Origin of the sequence: Arthrobacter woluwensis, from assembly GCF_030816155.1 — a bacterium.
GTDB lineage: Bacteria > Actinomycetota > Actinomycetes > Actinomycetales > Micrococcaceae > Arthrobacter_E > Arthrobacter_E woluwensis_A.
In genome coordinates, this window is record NZ_JAUSXR010000001.1 from 2,293,448 (window position 1) to 2,312,556 (window position 19,109).

A 19,109-nucleotide genomic window follows, 5' to 3' on the forward strand; every position below is an offset into this window, starting at 1 on the left:
TGGCAACCACGGCGGCCGTCCGCTGAGTGGGACGGGTGCCCCGCCTCAGAGTTCGGCGCGCTGGAGGGAACGGGCCTTGTCGATGGTCGCCTGACCCAGCACGCGCGAACCCTGGTAGAGCACCACGGTCTGGCCGGGGGCGACGCCGCGGAGGGCCTCGTCGAGCGTCACGACGAGCTGCGGCGCGCCGTCGCGCTCCTCGACCCGCGCACGGGCCGGAACGGGGTCGCCGTGCGCCCGGACCTGGGCGTGGCAGGGGAACTCCTCGCCCGTGGCGACCTCGGCGATCGGGAGGCCGGCCCAGGAGATCTTGATGCCGCGGATCTCGTCGATGGCCAGGAGGGCCTGCGGACCCACCACCACGGTGTTCTCCTTGGGCCGGATCTCGAGGACGAAGCGGGGCTTGCCGTCGGACGCCGGGCGGCCGAGCTTGAGGCCGCGGCGCTGCCCGACGGTGAACGCATTGGCGCCGCCGTGCTCGCCGACCTTGGCGCCGGTCTCGTCCAGGATGTCCCCCGGCTCCATCTCGATCTTCTCGGCGAGCCAGCCGGCGGTGTCGCCGTCGGGGATGAAGCAGATGTCGTGGCTGTCCGGCTTGTTGGCCACGGAGAGCCCGCGGCGCTCCGCCTCCGCCCGGACCTCAGCCTTCGACGGGGTTTCGGCCAGGGGGAACATGGCGTGCTTGAGCTGCTCGTGGGTGAGGACCCCCAGGACGTAGGACTGGTCCTTGGCCCAGTCGGCGGCGCGGTGGAGTTCGCGGTTGCCGTTCTCGTCCTCGATCACCTTGGCGTAGTGCCCGGTGCAGACGGCGTCGAAGCCGAGGGCGACGGCCTTCTCCAGCAGCGCGGCGAACTTGATGCGCTCGTTGCAGCGCATGCACGGGTTCGGGGTGCGGCCCGCAGCGTACTCGTCGATGAAGTCCTGGACCACGTCCTCCTTGAACCGCTCCGAGAAGTCCCACACGTAGTAGGGGATGCCGAGCACGTCGCAGGCGCGGTAGGCGTCGCGGGAATCCTCGATCGTGCAGCAGCCGCGGCTTCCGGTCCGCAGCGTGCCGGGCATGCGGGAGAGCGCCAGGTGGACGCCGACGACGTCGTGGCCGGCCTCGACCGCCCGTGCTGCGGCGACGGCGGAATCGACTCCGCCACTCATGGCTGCTAGAACTCGCATACCGGCTTTCTCATCAGGTTTCTCGGGGAGGGGGTGTGGAAGGACGCGCACCGCAAGCGGTCTGCGCGTCCTTCCATCTTAACGCCCACGGCTGAGCGGTATTCCCGGAAAAGCCCGCGACCGCTCAGGCTCCGCTTCCCCGCGCGACGGTCGCGGCCGTCTGGATGCTCGACTCATGGCCCGCCATGCCCGCCTTGCGGGCCTGGGCGAACGCGCCGGGCAGGGCCTTGAGCAGGGCGTCGACGTCGGCGTCCGTCGTCGTGTGACCCAGGCTGAAACGCTGGGCGCCGCGCGCCGTCTCCTCGTCGAGCCCCATCGCCAGCAGCACATGAGACGGTCGCGGAACGCCCGCGGTGCACGCAGAACCAGTCGAGCTCTCGACACCGGACATGTCCAGCAGGAAGAGCAGCGAATCCCCTTCGCAGCCGGGGAACGTGAAATGCGCGTTGGCCGGAAGGCGGCCCGGACCCGGCGCACCGCGGAGGACGGCCTCGGGCACCGCGGCCCGCACGCCCTCGATGAGACGGTCGCGGAGTGCGGAGAGCCTGGCGCCTTCCTCCTCCAGCGCCTCCGCGCAGGCGGTCGCGGCCGCCGCGAAACCCACGATCGAAGCGGTGTCCAGCGTGCCGGAACGCACGTCGCGTTCCTGTCCCCCGCCGTGCTGCACGGGGACGAGCTTCACGTCGCGGCGCAGGAACAAGGCCCCCACGCCCACGGGTCCCCCGATCTTGTGGCCGCTGACGCTCATGGCGGCCAGCCCGGAGTCGCGGAATCCCAGCGGGAGCGCTCCGAACGCCTGCACGGCGTCCGAGTGCACCGGGACCCCGGCGGTCTCCGCGAGTTCCACGACCCGGCGGATCGGCTGGATGGTCCCCACTTCATTGTTGGCCCACATGACGGTGACGAGCGCGATCGACTCCGGGTCCCGCCGGAGTTCTGCCTCCAGGGCCCCCAGATCCAGGAGCCCCTCTCCATCCACCGGTAGCCAGATCACCTCTGCGCCCTCGTGACGCTCCAGCCACTCGACCGTGTCCATGACGGCGTGGTGCTCGATCGTCGAGCACAGGATGCGCACCCGGCGGGAATCCTCCGCCCGGCGCTGCCAGAAGAGGCCCTTGACCGCCAGATTGTCGGCTTCGGTGCCGCCCGAGGTGAAGATCACCTCGGACGAATGCCCGCCACCGGCCGCTGCGATGGCCTCGCGGGCCTCTTCAACGGCGCTCCGGGCCCGGCGTCCCGCGCCGTGCAGCGAGGACGGGTTCCCGGTGCGCGTCAGCTCACGCGTCATGGCTGCGAGCGCGGCGGGATGCAGGGAGGTGGTGGCGGCATGGTCGAGATAGACAGGCACCTCACCAGTTTAAGTCCGCGGCGACGACCGCGTGGCGTCGCCCGTCAGACGAGCACGCGCAGCGCCCCGGGCAGCACCGTGACGGTGAGTGGCGGCGCGGTGAGGGCTTCTCCGTCGGCATGACACACGGGACCGCCGGATTCCAGACGCACCTCCCGCACTCGGCGCACCGTCACGGCCGGATGGAGCACGTGCAGGCCGAAGAAGGCGAGCGGGAAGATCAGCACCAGGAGCAGACGGGAGATCGGCGCGACCGTGACCAGGTCCAGCATCCCGTCGTCCGGCACGGCCCGGGGAGCGATCCTCAGCCCTCCGCCGAAGGACGAACCGTTCGCCACCGTGAGGATGACGGCGTCGGTCTCCTCGGCTACTCCGTCCACCCGCAACCGGTAGTGCAGCGGGCGGAATCCCCCGATGCGGCGGAAGATGGCCCCCACATACCTCAGCGTTCCCCGCGGGCGGGTCCACTCATTGGCCTGCCGGTTCACGACGGCGTCGAAGCCGGCCGCGAGCGCCGTCACGTAGTGCCGCACGGCTCCGTCCGGCAGGTCCACGCGGGCCACGTCCACGGCCCTGCCTCCCGAGGCCCAGACGCCGATGAGCCGGTGGACCGCGGAGTCACCCCGGCGAGGAATTCCGAGGGCCCGGGCCGCGTCGTTCCCCGTGCCGGCCGGGATGATGCCGAGCGGCAGCCCGCTCCGGAGGGCCGCCTCGGCGCCGGCCTGGACCATGCCGTCCCCGCCGACGGCGACGAGCGCGTCCGCGGAGGAGGCGGCGTCGTCGGCCATCACGGCGAGGGCATCCGGATCCGCGGCCGACAGCACCGTCGTCCAGGCGCCGGCCTCCTGCAGGACCGCGACGGCACGGGCCGCCCGGAGCATCCCTTGCCGGCTGCCGGCCGAGGGGTTGACCAGGACGGCCAGCCTCACGCCGTCCAGGGGCCGTGGTTTGACGGGGCGCGGGCGATTGATCACGCTTTATTGTGCACGCCAGGAACCGGCCCGGCGAACGATTCGTTGCACCACCACCCGGCGATCGCGGGATGGCCCCGGTGGAATGGGACGCCGGACAGGAATGTCGGACAGGAAAGGCAGTGCTGATGACCGCAGTACCTGGTGAGAACCACTACCAGGTTCTGGGCGTGGCCATGACGGCCAGCACCCAGGAGATCAAGGTCGCCTACCGCAGGGCCGCCCGCCTGACCCATCCGGACCACGGCGGGGATCCCGAACGCTTCCGTGCCGTCACCCTCGCCTACGAGATCCTGGTCGATGATCAGTCCCGGGCCCGGTACGACTCAAACTACGGTTCGAGCCGCGGGGCGGGCCAGGCCAACGGCCAGAGCGGCTGGGGCACCCCGCCCCGGGACGGATTCTCCACGGCGTGGGAGGCCGGCACCGATTCGCACGCCACCACACGTTCCTCCGGTCCACGGCCCAAGGCCTCCGACCCCGCGGTCTTCGCTCCCCCGCTCGACGCTCCAGGGACGCTGCTCCCCGAGGATCTCGCCCGGCTCCAGATGCACGGGCTGCCCCGGAAGCGCGGCATCTTCGGGGCCGAGGCACGCATCCGGCGCGAGCAGCGGACGATGCACCTTCTCCTGCGCCACGTGGTGGCCCAGCAGCCCTCCGCACGGCTGATCAACGGCCTGAAGGCCCCGGACGGCAGAACCCACATCGATCACGCGATCCTCGCCGGGTACCGGCTGGCGCTGATCGATTCGATGGTGCTCCCCCATGGCGCGTACGCCTGGGATGGGGAGAGCCTGCTGCACGGCGGCCGCTCGGTGCTGCCGCCGCTGCTCGCCCACTCGGTGCGCCACCTCCAGGACCTCTTCCCGGAGCTCCACGTCACGGGGTGGACCATGGTCCTGGGTCCCGGGGACAATCTGCACGAACCCGTGATCGACCGCAGGCCGGGCGTCACGGGAGGCGTGGAGGTGGGCAACGCCGCGGGGACCATCCGCGGGTTGCGGGAGTTCCTAGGCGGCGGGCCGCAGCCGAACGTGGTGCACGTGCCGTCCCTCGCACGGCTCATCCGGGGGATGCACTGAGCGGGCCGTCCTGAGCAGGCCATCCCCTCCGTCCGGATAGGATGATCGGGTGTTCCGCATCCTGTTCTACACCCCCGAAATCCCTGGCAATACCGGCAACGCCATTCGTCTGGCCGCCATCTCCGGGGCGGAGCTCCACCTCGTGGAACCTCTCGGATTCGACTTCGACGACGCCAAACTGCGCCGCGCCGGCCTCGATTACCACGACCTCGCCGTCGTGACGATCCACCCCACCCTCGAGGCGGCGTGGGAGGCTCTCAAGCCCCGCCGCGTCTTCGCGTTCACGAGCGACGGCGAGACCTCTTACACGGATGTCGACTACCTCCCCGGTGACGTGCTGATGTTCGGCCCGGAGTCGGTGGGCCTGCCGCGCGAGGTGAAGGACGACCCCCACGTGACGTCCCGGGTCCGGATCCCCATGCTGCCTTCGCGCCGCTCGCTGAACCTCGCGAACTCGGCGTCGATCGTCCTCTTCGAGGCCTGGCGCCAGAACGGCTTCCAGGGCGCCCAGCTCTGATCCCCGCTCCCCACTGATCGACTGCTCCATACGATGCCGTTTCCGGGCCTCCGGGACCCTGGAATGGCATCGTATGGAGCAGTCGATCGGTTTAAACGACGACGGCGGGTGGCCACCCGGAGAAGGTGACCACCCGCCGTCGTCGTCAGTGTGGCGTTACGGGACCACGAACGAGAGCAGCATGACGCAGACGAAGCCGACCACGGAGATCAGCGTCTCCATCACGGACCAGGTCTTGAACGTCTGACCCACGGTGAGGCCGAACAGTTCCTTCACGAGCCAGAAGCCGGCGTCGTTGACGTGCGAGAGGAAGAGCGAGCCCGCGCCGATCGCGAGGACCAGGAGCGCTCCGTGCGCCGGGGAGAGTCCGCTGGCGAGCGGAGCCACGATGCCTGCCGCGGTGACCGTGGCCACCGTGGCGGATCCGGTCGCGAGCCGCAGAGCCACCGCGATGAGGAAGCCGAGCACCAGCACCGAGATGTTGGCGCCGGTCGCCCACTTGGCCACCGCGTCGCCCACGCCCGCGCCGATCAGCGTCTGCTTGAAACCGCCGCCCGCACCGACGATCAGGATGATCGCGGCGATCGGGCCGAGGCTCGCGCCGAGCTTGGAGGTGATGGTGGAGCCGTTGAAGCCGACCGCGTAGCCGAAGGTCACCATGGCCAGGATGACGGCCAGGGTCATCGCCACGAGAGGCTCACCGATGAAGTCGGCGAAGATCCGGAGACTGGACGGGTCCTTGGCCGGCGTCGTGATGTCCACGATCGCCTTGAAGAGCATGAGGATGACCGGGAACACGATCGTGAAGAGCGTGATGCCGAAGCTCGGCACGCGCTTGACCTCGTTGAGGTCGGGACCGGACTGGGTGTCGATGCCGCCGGCCACGGCCGGGGCGTCGACCGGGACCCAGCGGGCCGCGAGCTTGGAGAACAGCGGACCGCAGATGATGACCGTCGGCACGGCGACGGCGAGGCCGAACATCAGGGTGAGGCCGAGGTCGGCCTTCAGCGCGGCGATGGCCACGAGCGGACCCGGGTGCGGCGGGACCAGGCCGTGCAGCACGGACAGGCCGGCCAGTGCGGGGATGGCGACGCGCATGAGCTTGAGCCCGGAACGCTGGGCGACCAGCACGATCACGGGAAGCAGCAGCACGAGGCCGATCTCGAAGAACATGGGCAGGCCGATGATGACCGCGACGAGGGTCATCATCCAGACGAGCTTGTTGCCCTTGGCCTTGTCCAGCAAGGTGTCGACCACCCGGTTGGCGCCGCCGGAGTCCGCGAGGAGCTTGCCGAGCATGGCGCCGAGAGCGATCAGGAGGCCGACCTCCTTGAGGACGCCGCCCACACCGTCTTCGAAGTTGGAGATCACCTTCGGGAAGTCGACCCCGGAGGCCAGGCCCACGAAAGCCGATCCCAGCACGAGCGCCAGGAAGGGGTGGACCTTGAGTTTGGTGATGAGGAGGACGATCGCGGCGATGCCGAGAAGCGCCACGATGATGAGCTGAGTGTCATGCCCTGTCCACGCCGTCGTGTTCATGCGATTTCTGCCTCTCCATACGGGGTGGGCTTCAGTCCGAGACCTTGGATGATGCGGTGTGCTTCCTCTGCGGGTGTCCCCTCGATGTCCACGATGAGGACGTTCTCGTCCTCAGTGGGCTCTTCGAGAGCCTCGAACTGGGACTGCAGGAGTTCCGGCGGCATGAAATGCCCGTGACGCGCCTGGAGGCGGTCGGAGATCTGTCCCTTGCCGCCGTGCAGGTAGACGAACACGACGTTCGGGCCGCGGAGCACGTCCCGGTAACGCTTCTTGAGCGCCGAGCACGTCACGACGCCGGGTTCACCCAGGGTGTCCCGGTTACGGATCCAGTCGGCGATGGTGTTGAGCCACGGCCACCGGTCTTCATCGGTGAGCGGCTGGCCGGAGGCCATCTTGGCCACATTGGCCGCGGGGTGGAAGTCGTCGCCTTCGGCGAGTTCCCACCCCAGCGCGCCGGCCAGGAATCCGCCCACGGTCGACTTGCCGGAGCCCGAGACACCCATGATCACGAGGACCGGGTGCTCGATTGCAGTCTTCTCCATTGAGGTCTGCCCTTCAGAGGAATAAGTATTATTTAATTTCTCTAGAACTGTAGACCCAGCCTACTCCTCGCGCAAGATGGCGCTGTGGAATAAATCACATTTTTAGAAGCCGGCGAACGTCGACTCCGCGTTCACGAACACCACGTGGAAGCACTCGACCAGAGCGTCCTCCCCCGCATCGGTCCGCGCGCCGTTCTCCCGCAACTGGGCCCTGACCTGGGCATCCATGGCCTCCGGGTCCGGGTGCTGGGAAGCGTGGATGTGGATGGCGGCCAGCTTGGCGTCCACGGTCCCGGCGACGTCCACGAAGTGGTTCTCCCGCTCCTGCGGCGCCGCCATGAACCAGAGCTGCGGGACCTTGTACGCGCGCAGACCGCGCTCCTCCAGCTGGGGGTACGCGAACGGGTTCTCGGCCGCGGGGTACACCGCGCGGGTCACGATCTCCCCCGCCGCCAGATGATCCGGGTGGCTCTTCTGCAGACGCTCCCAGTTGCGCTCCGGGTGCATGGTCAAAACCACGTCCGGCCGGTACTGCCGGATCAGCGCGACCACCTGGCTGATGACCTCATGGTTCGGCTCGAGATACCCGTCCCGTTCGTGCAGATAGTGGACCGTCTCCACGCCCACCAAGGCGGCCGCACGGCGCTGCTCCTCCACCCGGCGGGACGCGATGTCCTCCTCGGCTTCGAAGCCGCCGGCGTCGCCGTCGGTCATGACGCAGTAGATCACCTCCACCCCTGCGGCGGTCCAGGCGGCGATGGTGCCGGCTGCGCCGAAGTCCACGTCGTCCGGGTGGGCGGTAAAACAGAGCACCCGCCCGCCCTCACGCGGGGTGAAAGCGGACGGGTGATGAGTGATGCTCACGTGGTTCAGCCCCTCCGGCGCCGGATCTCTTCGCTGGCCTGCGGCAGCACGGTGAACAGGTCGCCCACGATGCCGAAGTCGGCGATCTCGAAGACGGGCGCGTCCTCGTCGGTGTTGATCGCGACGATCACCTGCGCCGTCTGCATGCCGGCCTTCTGCTGGATCGCGCCGGAGATGCCGGCGGAGATGTACAGCTGCGGGGATACGACGACGCCGGTCTGGCCGACCTGCGAATCGTGGCCGATCCAGCCGTTGTCGGTGGCGACGCGCGACGCGCCCACGGCGGCGCCGAGCAGGTCGGCGAGTTCCTCGACGGGGCCGAAGTCGCCGTCCACGCCGCGGCCGCCGGCCACGACGATCCGCGCGTCGGCCAGGTCCGGACGGCCCGTGGCGGGCTTCGCTTCACGGGACGTGATGCGGGCCGCCGCGCCGAAGGCGGACTCCGGAAGGTCGATCGCCTCGGTCCGGCCTTCGACCGGAGCCTCGGACGGCTCCACCGCGTGGGCCTTCACGGTGTAGACGGCCACGGCGGTGCGGGCGCGGGCCACCGTGGTGTAGGACCCGGCCAGGACGGACTTGGTGGCCGCGCCGTCGCCGCTCAGGGACACCACATCGGTCACGACGCCGGCATTCAGCTTCACGCCGAGGCTCGCCGCGAGCTCCTTGGCCGCGACGCCGTTCTCGAGCAGGACGACGTCGGCGCCGGAGCGCGACACCGCTTCCGCGACGAAGGCGGCCCGCGCGGAGCCGCCGAGCGTGCTCACGGCGGCAGGGGCTGTGTAAGTGACCTCGGCGCCGTAGCTCGCGGCTTCGGTGGCTGCGGCGTCGTCGCCGATCAGGGCGACGGACACGTCACCCAGGCCGCGGCCCAGGGTGAGCAGTTCGCGCTGGTTCTTCTTGAGGGCGCCATCGGGGCTGGTGATGACTGCAAGGACATGTGCCATGGTTCGCTCCTGGTAACGCTAGATCAGCTTCTCGGCGGCCAGGAACTCGACCAGCTTGATGCCGGCGTCGCCCTCGTCCGTGATGATGGTGCCCTGGGTGCGGGCCGGACGCTCCTGCGCGTCCTCCAGGACCGTGAGCGATCCCGCGGCGCCGACCGACGCCGCCCCGAGGCCCAGGTCGCCCAGCGCCAGGGGGTGGGTCTTCTTGCGCTTGGCCGCGATGATGCCCTTGAAGTTCGGGTACCGGGGCTCGTTGATCTGATCCGTCACCGACACCACGGCCGGCAGGGAGGCTTCGAGGGTCTCGGCGAAGCCGTCCACCTCGCGGGACGCGGCGACCGTTGCGCCGTTCACGTCGAGGGACTTGGCGTGGCCCACATAGGCCCAGCCGAGGCGCTCGGCCAGCTGTGCGGGGACCAGCGAAGTCTCGCCGTCCGTGGAGGCCATGCCACCGATCACGAGGTCCACGGGACCGTCCTGGGCGATGCGCTGGATCGCCGCCGCGAGGGCGAGGGACGTGGCCGCCGCATCCGAACCGGCCAGGGCCGGATCGCTCAGGTGATAGCCCTCGGATGCGCCGATCTGCAGGGACTTCTTGATGGAGTTGGACGCGCCGTCGGCGCCCATGGTCAGGGCGATCACGGTGTTGCCGCCCTTCTCACCACCGTTCGCCTCGCTGATCTGCAGAGCCGCTTCCAGAGCGTACTCATCGAGCTCGGAAAGGATGCTCTCCGAACGGTCGACGGTGTGACCCGGACCGGACAGATGGCGCTCGAATTGAGCGTCCGGGACGTGCTTGACCAAGACCACGATCTTCATGGTTCTCCCATAGTGTTCTCACGCAGGCCTCGGTTCAGGCCCTGGCTGACGGGAATCACCGCGCGGGGCGGACAGCCGCATCTGCCCGCGACGATGCGGACGGACGGCTGCAACTCCTAGCTTGCCACACGACGGAGGCCGGGTCCTGCCGCCGGTCACGGTGCGTCACCACGACCGGCCGCAGCGCCCGGCCTCACTGCGAGGACGGAGCCTGACGCCTACTGCTTGGCGGCGTCCAGGGTCACCTCGATCTGCTTGCTCTGACCGTTCCGCAGCACGGTCACCGTGGCCTTGCCGCCGGCGGGCTGCTCGCGGACCGCCGCGGTCAGCTCCTTGGCGTCGGAGATGGTGTACCCGGCGAACTGCGTGATCACATCGCCCTTCCGGATCCCGGCCTTGTCAGCCGCGGAACCCGGCACGACACTCATGACGAGGCCGCCCACGGAGAACGCCGAGGAGTCGCTGGAGCCGGCGGACTGGCTCTGCACCGTGGTGCCGAACTGACCGTGCGTCGCCTTGCCGTCCTTGATGATGTCCTGGGCGATCCGCTTGGCGTAATTGATCGGGATGCTGAAGCCGACGCCGATGTTGCCGGTGCTGCCGCTGCCGTCGCTGGAACCGCTGCCCGCCGTCGCGATGGCGACGTTGACGCCGACCACCTCACCCTTGCCGTTGACGAGGGCGCCGCCCGAGTTGCCGGGGTTGATGGCGGCGTCCGTCTGGATGACGTTGAGGTACACCGAGCCGCCGGAGGACGAGGACTTGTTCTGGCCGAACGGCGGGGCGAAGTTGTAGCCGCCGTCGTCCTTGCCGGAGTCACTGCCGTCCGAGGGCGCAGCCGAGGACTGCACCGAGATCGTGCGGTTCAGGGTGGAGACGATGCCGTCCGTCACCGTGTTGGTGAGGCCGAGCGGCGAGCCGATGGCCACCGCCGTGTCACCGACGTTCAGCTTGCCGGAGTCCCCCAGGGTGGCGGGAACCAGTCCGGAGGGGTCGACCTTGATGACCGCGAGGTCGGAAAGCGGATCCGTCCCGACCACGGTGGCTTTGAGGACCTTGCCGCCGCTCGTGCGGACCTCCACCGTGGGCTTGGAGACGGCGCCGTCCAGCGTCACGACGTGGGTATTGGTGAGGATGTGGCCCTGATCGTCGAGGACGATGCCCGATCCCGTGCCCGAGGAGTTCCCGCCGCTGGCGGCGATGGTCACGACGCTCGGGGCCGCCTTGGCCGCCGCGGCCGTGACCGCGGTGACGCTGTCCTTGTTGTTGATGACGATCCCGCCCTGTCCGCTGCTGTTGGACTGGGTCGCCGCGGCCGGCTGACCGGCGTTGAGCAGGGAGTTGCCACCGACGCCGACGGCGCCGCCGACCAGTCCTGCCGCGAGCACGGCCGCCACGAGCGTGCCGACGCCGATCTTCCGCGATGTCTTCGGCTGGGTTCCCTGCGTGGCGTACGGCTGAGCCGGGGCCGCCTGCTGCTGCGGGTAGCCGCTCTGCTGGCCGTAGAACTGGGGACCGGCGCCGTCGTGCGTGCCGCCGTGCTGCGACGCCGGGGCGCCCGCCATGGCCGGCGCGGCCGGCGCACCCGGCGCGTAGCCCGGCTGAGGCGGTTGCTGCGGCTGGGGCTGCTGATATCCGCCCTGCTGGTACGGAGCCTGGTGGGCCTGCGGCTTCTGCACCTGGTCCTGAGAAGGAGACCCCGGGGCGGACGGGTGACTCGGGAGTGCCTGCGTGGGCTCCGTGGCGTGCTCGAGAGGCATGGTCGGGTGCTCCTGTGGGCGGGGCTCGTGGGAGGCCGCGCCGCCGTGCTCGTTGCTGGGGTTCTCCGTCATCGTTCTGCCTTTCAGATTCGTCTTCCGGCTTCCACTATCCATAAGGAGTCTGAGCGGACTGAAAGCACTGGCTGACTGTTTGCTGAAAGCCTAGACGCGGCATACGACCGGCTGGGGAACCTTTTCGCCATGGGCGGAGTTCCACTGATGGACGCCCCTTTCGGGGCATGCCTAGAATCAAGGAAATGCCACAGCGGCCAACGGCTGAGCAGTACGGCTGGGGGACGTTCATGGCAGCGGGTCCGACTACCTCAGCGGGTCCCGTGACTGCTGAAAGGTAGCGGATGCGCACCCTGTTGAAACAGGCCAGGACGATTCTCGCCGTGGGGCTGGGCCTCTCGGCCACACTTCTCCTCGGCACCACCGCCGCGCAGGCGGCCGACCCCGTGACCATCGGTCCGGGGCAGAACATCGTGGACCCCGGCAACAAGCTGGACCAGGGCAAAGTGCAGTCCGCCATCAGCAAGCTGTACAAGGACCAGAAGATCAACCTCTACGTCGTGGTGGTGGACACCTTCACGAACCCTTCGGCCCCGACCGACTGGGCCAACGCCGTGGCCAAGAAGAAGAGCTTCGGTTCCAAGGACCTGCTGTACGTGGTGGCCTCTTCCGAAGGCAAGGCCAATCTGACCCGTGGCCCGAAGAGCCCCATCAGCAATGATCAGCGCGGCAAGATCAGCGACGCCGCCACCGCCCAGCTCGCCCAGGGCAAGCTGGACTTCACCGCGGCTGCGGTCGCCGTGGCCGAGCAGACGGACAAGGAGCTCTCCGGCCCCGGCGCCACGCCGTTCCTCGTCGGCGGCGCCGTGGTGGTCGTCGGCGGCGCGGGCGCCTTCTGGCTGGTCCGCCGCCGTCGTCAGGCCGCGCAGGCCGCCGGCATCGAGAACGCGCCCACCGAGCAGGACCGTCTGGCCCGGATGAGCATCGAGCAGCTGCGGGCCGAGAGCGGCCCCCTCCTGATCGCAGCCGACGACGCCATCAAGACGAGCGAGCAAGAACTCGGCTTCGCGGAGGCGCAGTTCGGCCCGGACGCGGTGAAGGACTTCGCCGCGGCGGTGCAGCAGGCCAAGGCCCAGCTCAGCGAGTCCTTCAAGTTCCAGCAGCAGCTGGATGACCACATCCCGGACACCCCGGAGCAGCAGCGCACCTGGCTGACGCAGATCATCGGCTACTCGGAGGCGGCGATCGCCTCCCTCAAGGATCAGCAGGCCTCCTTCGACTCCCTGCGTGAGCTGGAGAAGAACGCACCGCAAGCCGTGGTCCGGATCAAGTCCGACGCCGGCGCGGCCACCCAGGCCATCCAGGCTGCCGAGCAGAAGCTCGAGGGTCTCCGCCAGGGCTACGCCCCGACGGCCCTCGCGCAGGTCCAGGACAACATCGCGCAGGCACGGGAGCGTCTCGACTTCGTCGGTAACGCCGTGAGCACCGCCGAGCAACGTCTGCAGGCCGGCGACGGCGGTCAGGCCGCCGTCGCGGTCCGCGCTGCGGAAGGGTCCCTCGGTCAGGCGCAGAAGCTCGTCGAGGCGATCTCCTCCGTTGACCAGAACCTGGCGCAGGCCAAGACCTCGCTGGAGGCGGCGGTCTCCCAGGCCGCACAGGACCTGGCCCAGGCGAAGGCCTACGCCCAGACCGGTCAGCACCCTGAACTGAACGGGCCCGTGGCGGGCGTGGAGGCCGCACTGGCCGGAATCAAGGCCCGCTACCAGGACGGCCACCTCGATCCCGTCGCGGATCTGCAGGCCCTGTCGAACTCCACCGCCGCCCTGGACCAGGTGCTCACGGGTGTGCGGGACCAGCAGGAGCAGGCTCAGCGGGCGCGTGCGTCGCTGCAGCAGAGCATCGTCACGGCCCAGTCCCAGATCAGCGCCACGAGCGACTACGTCGCGGCACGGCGCGGCGGCGTGGGGACCGAGGCGCGCACCCGTCTCGCGGAGGCCCAGCGCAATCTCGACTACGCGATCTCCATCTCCCAGAGCGATCCGGTGCAGGCCCTCAACTACGCCAACCAGGCCAACGCCCTGGCCGGACAGGCCGCCCAGCTGGCCCAGTCCGATGTCGACCAGTTCGGCATGAACCAGCGCGGCTACGGCGGCGGTGGCATGTTCGGTGGAGGCAACGGCAACGGACTGGGAGGCGCGATCCTCGGCGGCCTCCTGATCAACTCCATCCTCAACAGCGGAAACCACCACGACTCCGGCGGGGGCTGGGGCGGAGGCTTCGGCGGAGGCGACTCCGGCGGAGGCTGGGGTGGAGGCGATTCCGGCGGGGGCTGGGGCGGCGACTCAGGCGGCGATTCCAGCTTCTGACCCCGTCCGACCAGACCCTACGATTTCAGACACTTTCAGACACACATCACCCACGCGTCCATGACCACGCCGGCGGCGGCCGCCTTCGGCATCACGGGCCACACGAAAGGTAACACCATGGCAAAGCAGTCCATTTTCGGTCGCATCGCGCAGCTGGCCAAGGCGAACATCAACGCGCTGCTCGATTCCGCCGAAGACCCGCAGAAGATGCTGGACCAGATGGTCCGCGACTACACCAACAACATCGCGGAGGCCGAGTCGGCCGTGGCGCAGACGATCGGCAACCTGCGCATGCTGGAGCAGGACCACGCCGAAGACGTCCGCAACGCCCAGGACTGGGGCAACAAGGCCCTCGCGGCCTCGCGCAAGGCTGACGAGTACCGCACCGCCGGCAATGCCGCCGACGCCCAGAAGTTCGACAATCTCGCCAAGGTCGCCATCCAGCGTCAGATGACCTCCGAGAGCGAGGCCCGTGCGGCCGAGCCGAACATCGCAGCCCAGACGGAGGTGGTGGACCGCCTCAAGACCGGCCTGGACCAGATGCGCGGCAAGCTCAACGAGCTGACCTCCAAGCGCAACGAGCTCGTGGCACGCGCCAAGACCGCTCAGGCTCAGACCCAGGTCAACGACGCGCTCCGCAGCATCGACATCATGGATCCCACCAGCGAGGTCGGCCGCTTCGAGCAGAAGATCCGCCGCGAGGAGGCCAAGGTCCTCGGTCAGCAGGAGCTCGCTGCGTCCAGCCTGGACGCCCAGTTCAACCAGCTTGAGGACCTCGGCGAGCAGACCGAGATCGAGGCCCGCCTGGCCGCTCTGAAGTCCGGCGGCAGCCCGGCCGCGATCTCCGGCGCCCCGGCCGCGCCTGCGGCCGCCAAGCCGCTGGCGGGCGCGGGCACCGTCAACGAAGAGGACTTCGACCGCCTCTGAGCCTCAGTCGCTCCTGAAGGGTGTGCCCTTCGGAAAAGAGCCCCCGGACCTTCGTGGTCCGGGGGCTCTTCTGTTCGTTCTCGACGCCGGCGGTCGACCGCCGGCGTCGTCGGCGCCCGGGCGTCAGCCCTCGTTGAGGCGCTGGAACAGCCGGTGGTCCTGCCAGCGGCCCTCGATCTTGAGGTACCGCGGTGCCGTCCCGAATTCCGTGAAGCCGTTCTTGAGCAGAACACGCTGTGATGCCGCGTTGTGGAGCAGTGTGCCCGCCTCCAGCCGGTGGAGCCCCAGCTGGCGGAAACCGTGCTCGACAGCCTCTCCGACGGCCCTTCCGGCCAGGCCACGGCCCGTGCGCCCGGCGGCGACCCAGTAGCCCAGGCTGCCCGACTCGAAGGCGCCCCGCACGATGTTGTTGATGTTCAGCCGGCCGGCCACGGCGCCGTCGTCGTCCAGGATGACGAAGGGCGCCCGGCTCCCCTGCGCCAGCGCCTCCAGCGCGCCGCGGATCTCCAGGCGTTGCCCTTCCTCCGTGAAGAAGAACTCGGGCCGCACGGGCTCCCACGGCGCCAGGTGCTTGCGGCTCTCCTGCAGTAGGGTCGCGACGGCGGCGGCATCGTTCAGAGTGATCGGGCGCAGAGTGAGGGGGCGCAAGGAGGTCATCAGCTCATCCTCGTCGCCGCCGGGCCGGACGGCAAGCGGACAGGCCACCCGAAGGGGTCGAGCTTGCACTTTCTTGGGGTTCCCCCGCCCGAACTCCCGAGAAACTGCAAGGTCAACCAGTGCCAGGGCATGAAAAAGGGCCGGAACCATTGGTTCCGGCCCTCGCGAGTTGCGGGGACAGGATTTGAACCTGTGACCTCTGGGTTATGAGCCCAGCGAGCTACCGAACTGCTCCACCCCGCGTCGTACCGTCAACGTTACCCGCTCAGCCCTGTCGCACCAATTCGAGGCCGCGTGATCTCCGCCTCATGGTGCCGGACGTCGGAAAATGCAGTGCTGCATGCACCGGGAAAACAAGAAGGCCGGAACCAATGGTTCCGGCCTTCTGCCAGTTGCGGGGACAGGATTTGAACCTGTGACCTCTGGGTTATGAGCCCAGCGAGCTACCGAACTGCTCCACCCCGCGTCGCAAGAACTACTCTACCGGCTGATGAACCGCAGACCAAATCGAGGTGACGTGATCAGCGCCTCACCTGCCGCGATACGCGACGCGGGGCGGGCTTTCGGGCTACTTCCCCGTGCTCGGCGAAGGGCTCGACGACGGCGACGGGCTGGGCGTCGCCGCACCCTGAGCGCCCTCGGCGGCCAGAGCCCGGTTCAGCGCGTCCTGCAGCTTCTTCTGCTGCTCGCCGTAGGTCGCGAAGTCGCCGTTCTTCAGGGCGGCCTGGCCGGCGTCGATCGCCTTCTTCGCGTCGTCCAGCGCCGCCTTCAGCCCCGGCGCGGGAGCAGTGCCGCCGCCGTTGCCTCCGGTGTTGCCCGAGGCCGAGCCGGAGCCGGTGCCACCGGAGCTGCCGTTGTTGTTGGCGGCGTCACCGGCCTTGGTTCCCGAGTTGCCGCCGAACAGCTGATCGAGCGCCGCATCCAGCGTCGGAGCGAAGCCGACCTGGTCACCGAACGCCACCAGCACGCGCTGCAGCGTGGGGTACGCCGTGCTGCCGGTGGACTTCAGGTAGACCGGCTGCACGTAGAGCAGACCGCCGCCCATCGGCACCGTGAGCAGGTTGCCGCTCACCACGGAGGAGGCGCCCTGCCGCAGCAGGTTCAGTTCGCGGGAGACGTTCGGGTCCGAGTCGAACTTGTTCTGCGCCTGCCCCGGACCCGGGACCAGCGTGTCGGTGGGCAGCCTGAGGAGCTCGAGCTCGCCATACTTGGGATCCTTCACACCCGCCTTGTCCCCGGCATCGCCATTGGCGGCCAGGAAGCCGTAGAGCACGTTGCGGGCGTTGCCACCCACGGTCTGCGGGATGAAGGTGCTCGTGAGGCGGAAGGCCGTGCTGGACTCACCCGGCATCTGCATCGACATGTAGTACGGCGGCTGCTTCACAGGCGCGACGTCGTTGCCCTTGATCGTCGGGTCGTTCGGCACGCTCCACGCGTCGTTGTTCTTGTAGAACCCGTCGGCGTCGGTCACGTGGTAGCGGCCCAGCAGCTCACGCTGCACCTTGAAGAGGTCTTCGGGGTACCGGACGTGGCTGATCAGGTCGCCGGACATCTCGGACAGCGGCTTCACCGTGGTGGGGAAGACCTTCTGCCACGCCTTGAGGATCGGGTCCTGATCGTCCCACGCGTACAGGGAGACGGAACCGTCATAGGCGTCCACCGTGGCCTTGACCGAGTTGCGGATGTAGTTCACCGACTCACCGGGGAGTGCCGCGAGCCGGCCCGCCGCGGTCTGGGAATCACGGGTCGCGGAGTCCAGCTGCTGCGACTGCGAATACGGCAGATCGCTGCTGGTGGTGTAGCCGTCGACGATCCACTTCACCCGGCCGTCCACCACGGCGGGATAGGCGTTGCCGTCGATGGTGAGGTACGGAGCCACCTTCTCGACGCGGTCACGCGGGTTCCGGTCGTAGAGGATCTGCGAGTCGGCGTTCACGCCGTCGGAGAGCAGCAGGTCCGAGGACTGGAACTTGATGGCGTACAGCAGCTTGTTGAGCGGATTGCCCACGTTCGGGCCGCCATTGCCGGTGAAGGTGTACTGGGTTTCGCCGCCGTCCTTGCTGGCCGGCCGGTCCTGCTCCCGGTGAGGGGCACCCTGAGGGGCGCCCACGATCGAGTACTCGGGCGAATTCTCGCCGAAGTAGATCCGAGGCTGGTACTTGCTGTCGTCACCGAACACGCCGGTGCTCGGGATCCCCGACTGCAGGAAGTCCGGCTTGCCGTCCGAGGTGAACTTGTTGCCCTTGGCCGCCACGACGCCGTAGCCGTGCGTGTAGACGATGTGCTTGTTGTACCAGGACTGCTGGTCGGCATTCAGCCCGTCCGGGTTCAGCTCGCGCAAGGCGATCACGGTGTCCTGGACCTTGCCGTTGATCTTGTAACGGTCCACGTTGAGGGTGCTCGGGAACTGGTAGTACGGGCGGTACTGCTCGAGCTGACCGAACGACGCCGAGACCAGGTTCGGGTCCAACAGACGAATGCTCGCCGCGGTCTCCGCGTCATTCCGGAGCGCGCCCTGAGCCGCGGTGGTGGTGGCTTTGTACTCGTTGACCTTGATCTTGTCGAGGCCATAAGCCGCGCGGGTAGCGTCGATGTTCCGCTGGATGAACTCCTTCTCCAGGGTCTGCTCCGACGGACGCACCTGGAACTGCTGGATGACCCACGGGTAGAGGCCGCCCGCGAGCAGCGAGGTGATGATGAGCATGGCGGTGCCGATGACCGGCAGACGCCATTTGCCGATGATCGCGGCCACGATGAACAGCACGGCCACGATCGCAGCGGCGACAGCCAGGATCGACCGGGTGGGCACCACGGCGTTCACATCGGTGTACAGGGCACCGGCCCAGCGGCCGACGTTCGGGTTCTGCACGGTGGTGTAGCGGCCGAGCCAGTAGTTCGCGGCCAGCAGGAGGAGGAAGACGGCGATCGTGATGCCGAGCTGCAGACGTGCGGCGTGGCTGAAGAACACGCCGCGCGGCTGGATCCGGATCGCGCCGTAGAGGTAGTGGGTCAGCAGACCCGCGAGTCCTGCCACGGCGACGATGCTCATCAGCAGGGACAGCAGGAAGCCGAGGAACGGCAGCGAGAAGACGTAGAAGCCCAGGTCCAGGTTGAACTGGGGGTCGGTCTGACCGAAGGACTCCTGATTGAAGAAGAGCAGGACCTTGGGCCACTGACCCATCGCAGCAGTGCCGGCGAAGAGCCCGAGGACCGCCGGAAGGCCGATCATCACGGCCCGGCGCACCGGTTCCAGCTGGGCCTGGTAGCGGCCCAGATTGTCCTGGGCGGCCTGGTCAGGCGCGTACACCGGGCGGGCCCGGTAGGCCACCCGGATGGAGAAGTAGACGGCCAGTCCCATGAGCAGGAACACGGCCAGGAAGACTCCGATCCGCGCCAGATTCTGGGTCACGAAAACCCCGATGAACCCGAGCTGCTGGTACCAGAGGACATCTGTCCAGACATTGGCGAAGAAGACGAAGCCGGCCACGAGTGCGGCCACCACGATGAGTGTTGGCACGAAGGCTCCGCGTCGCCTGCGGGGCCCGGGGGCTGACATGGGATGGGGTGTTCCTGACACGCTCAGTACCTCGA

The 19,109-nt window shown here is 68.7% G+C and carries 15 protein-coding genes and 2 tRNA genes; 4 read left to right on the top strand and 13 right to left on the bottom strand.

Annotation, left to right across the window (positions count from 1 at the left end; translation table 11 throughout):
- Positions 1-45: 45 nt before the first annotated feature.
- The 3 genes from mnmA to QFZ52_RS10445 all read right to left on the bottom strand — a co-directional run bounded on the left by mnmA (position 46) and on the right by QFZ52_RS10445 (position 3,492).
- A complete protein-coding gene (gene mnmA / locus QFZ52_RS10435) occupies positions 46-1,170 on the bottom strand; it encodes a tRNA 2-thiouridine(34) synthase MnmA (protein WP_066211112.1) in 1,125 nt (374 codons plus the stop codon).
- Between the two features lie 124 nt (positions 1,171-1,294).
- On the bottom strand, positions 1,295-2,518 hold the full coding sequence (locus tag QFZ52_RS10440; RefSeq protein ID WP_307497551.1) for a cysteine desulfurase family protein: 1,224 nt from the start codon (positions 2,516-2,518) through the stop codon (positions 1,295-1,297).
- 44 nt (positions 2,519-2,562) lie between these two features.
- Complete coding sequence (locus QFZ52_RS10445) at positions 2,563-3,492, bottom strand: diacylglycerol/lipid kinase family protein (protein ID WP_307497552.1); 930 nt, start codon at positions 3,490-3,492, stop codon at positions 2,563-2,565.
- A gap of 125 nt (positions 3,493-3,617) precedes the next feature.
- Here QFZ52_RS10445 and QFZ52_RS10450 point away from each other — a divergent pair, with 125 nt between their 5' ends.
- Positions 3,618-4,571, top strand: coding sequence for a J domain-containing protein (locus tag QFZ52_RS10450; RefSeq protein WP_307497553.1), 954 nt, complete (start codon positions 3,618-3,620; stop codon positions 4,569-4,571).
- 49 nt (positions 4,572-4,620) lie between these two features.
- A complete protein-coding gene (locus QFZ52_RS10455; RefSeq protein WP_307497554.1) occupies positions 4,621-5,088 on the top strand; it encodes a tRNA (cytidine(34)-2'-O)-methyltransferase in 468 nt (155 codons plus the stop codon).
- Between the two features lie 156 nt (positions 5,089-5,244).
- Here the strand turns inward: QFZ52_RS10455 and QFZ52_RS10460 are convergent, their stop codons facing one another.
- The 6 genes from QFZ52_RS10460 to QFZ52_RS10485 form a co-directional block, all read right to left on the bottom strand.
- Positions 5,245-6,627: a GntT/GntP/DsdX family permease gene (locus tag QFZ52_RS10460; RefSeq protein WP_307497555.1), complete on the bottom strand. Its 1,383-nt coding sequence runs from the start codon at positions 6,625-6,627 to the stop codon at positions 5,245-5,247.
- Positions 6,624-7,169 (bottom strand): gluconokinase, encoded by a 546-nt coding sequence (locus QFZ52_RS10465; RefSeq protein ID WP_278266874.1) that lies wholly within the window; start codon positions 7,167-7,169, stop codon positions 6,624-6,626. The genes QFZ52_RS10460 and QFZ52_RS10465 overlap by 4 nt, the downstream gene beginning before the upstream one ends.
- A 102-nt stretch (positions 7,170-7,271) precedes the next feature.
- Positions 7,272-8,033 (bottom strand): PIG-L deacetylase family protein, encoded by a 762-nt coding sequence (locus QFZ52_RS10470; RefSeq protein WP_307497556.1) that lies wholly within the window; start codon positions 8,031-8,033, stop codon positions 7,272-7,274.
- Between the two features lie 5 nt (positions 8,034-8,038).
- Positions 8,039-8,977, bottom strand: a complete 939-nt coding sequence (locus QFZ52_RS10475) for an electron transfer flavoprotein subunit alpha/FixB family protein (protein WP_307497557.1) — start codon at positions 8,975-8,977, stop codon at positions 8,039-8,041.
- A gap of 18 nt (positions 8,978-8,995) precedes the next feature.
- On the bottom strand, positions 8,996-9,796 hold the full coding sequence (locus QFZ52_RS10480; protein WP_307497558.1) for an electron transfer flavoprotein subunit beta/FixA family protein: 801 nt from the start codon (positions 9,794-9,796) through the stop codon (positions 8,996-8,998).
- 218 nt (positions 9,797-10,014) lie between these two features.
- A complete protein-coding gene (locus QFZ52_RS10485) occupies positions 10,015-11,628 on the bottom strand; it encodes a S1C family serine protease (RefSeq protein ID WP_307497559.1) in 1,614 nt (537 codons plus the stop codon).
- Between the two features lie 284 nt (positions 11,629-11,912).
- Between QFZ52_RS10485 and QFZ52_RS10490 the strand changes: the two genes are divergently transcribed.
- Positions 11,913-13,934, top strand: coding sequence for a TPM domain-containing protein (locus QFZ52_RS10490; protein ID WP_307497561.1), 2,022 nt, complete (start codon positions 11,913-11,915; stop codon positions 13,932-13,934).
- A 117-nt stretch (positions 13,935-14,051) separates the two neighbouring features.
- A complete protein-coding gene (locus QFZ52_RS10495) occupies positions 14,052-14,861 on the top strand; it encodes a PspA/IM30 family protein (RefSeq protein WP_307497562.1) in 810 nt (269 codons plus the stop codon).
- Positions 14,862-14,984: 123 nt separating this feature from the next.
- Here the strand turns inward: QFZ52_RS10495 and QFZ52_RS10500 are convergent, their stop codons facing one another.
- The 4 genes from QFZ52_RS10500 to QFZ52_RS10515 all read right to left on the bottom strand — a co-directional run bounded on the left by QFZ52_RS10500 (position 14,985) and on the right by QFZ52_RS10515 (position 19,074).
- Positions 14,985-15,518 carry a GNAT family N-acetyltransferase gene (locus QFZ52_RS10500; protein WP_307497563.1) on the bottom strand — a complete coding sequence of 178 codons (534 nt, stop codon included), beginning with the start codon at positions 15,516-15,518 and terminating at the stop codon, positions 14,985-14,987.
- 169 nt (positions 15,519-15,687) lie between these two features.
- A tRNA-Met gene (locus QFZ52_RS10505) sits at positions 15,688-15,761 on the bottom strand.
- Between the two features lie 149 nt (positions 15,762-15,910).
- Positions 15,911-15,984, bottom strand: a tRNA-Met gene (locus tag QFZ52_RS10510).
- Positions 15,985-16,086: 102 nt separating this feature from the next.
- Entirely contained in the window at positions 16,087-19,074 is a 2,988-nt protein-coding gene (locus tag QFZ52_RS10515) for a UPF0182 family membrane protein (RefSeq protein WP_307497564.1), read from the bottom strand.
- Between the last annotated feature and the right edge of the window lie 35 nt (positions 19,075-19,109).

Bases quoted from the DNA above. Each gene is read 5' to 3' on its own strand.
- QFZ52_RS10500 (WP_307497563.1), bottom strand. From the start codon at position 15,518: ATGACCTCCTTGCGCCCCCTCACTCTGCGCCCGATCACTCTGAACGAT.
- QFZ52_RS10515 (WP_307497564.1), bottom strand. From the start codon at position 19,074: ATGTCAGCCCCCGGGCCCCGCAGGCGACGCGGAGCCTTCGTGCCAACA.
- QFZ52_RS10475 (WP_307497557.1), bottom strand. From the start codon at position 8,977: ATGGCACATGTCCTTGCAGTCATCACCAGCCCCGATGGCGCCCTCAAG.
- QFZ52_RS10495 (WP_307497562.1), top strand. From the start codon at position 14,052: ATGGCAAAGCAGTCCATTTTCGGTCGCATCGCGCAGCTGGCCAAGGCG.
- mnmA (WP_066211112.1), bottom strand. From the start codon at position 1,170: ATGCGAGTTCTAGCAGCCATGAGTGGCGGAGTCGATTCCGCCGTCGCC.
- QFZ52_RS10450 (WP_307497553.1), top strand. From the start codon at position 3,618: ATGACCGCAGTACCTGGTGAGAACCACTACCAGGTTCTGGGCGTGGCC.
- QFZ52_RS10465 (WP_278266874.1), bottom strand. From the start codon at position 7,169: ATGGAGAAGACTGCAATCGAGCACCCGGTCCTCGTGATCATGGGTGTC.
- QFZ52_RS10480 (WP_307497558.1), bottom strand. From the start codon at position 9,796: ATGAAGATCGTGGTCTTGGTCAAGCACGTCCCGGACGCTCAATTCGAG.
- QFZ52_RS10485 (WP_307497559.1), bottom strand. From the start codon at position 11,628: ATGACGGAGAACCCCAGCAACGAGCACGGCGGCGCGGCCTCCCACGAG.
- QFZ52_RS10460 (WP_307497555.1), bottom strand. From the start codon at position 6,627: ATGAACACGACGGCGTGGACAGGGCATGACACTCAGCTCATCATCGTG.
- QFZ52_RS10490 (WP_307497561.1), top strand. From the start codon at position 11,913: ATGCGCACCCTGTTGAAACAGGCCAGGACGATTCTCGCCGTGGGGCTG.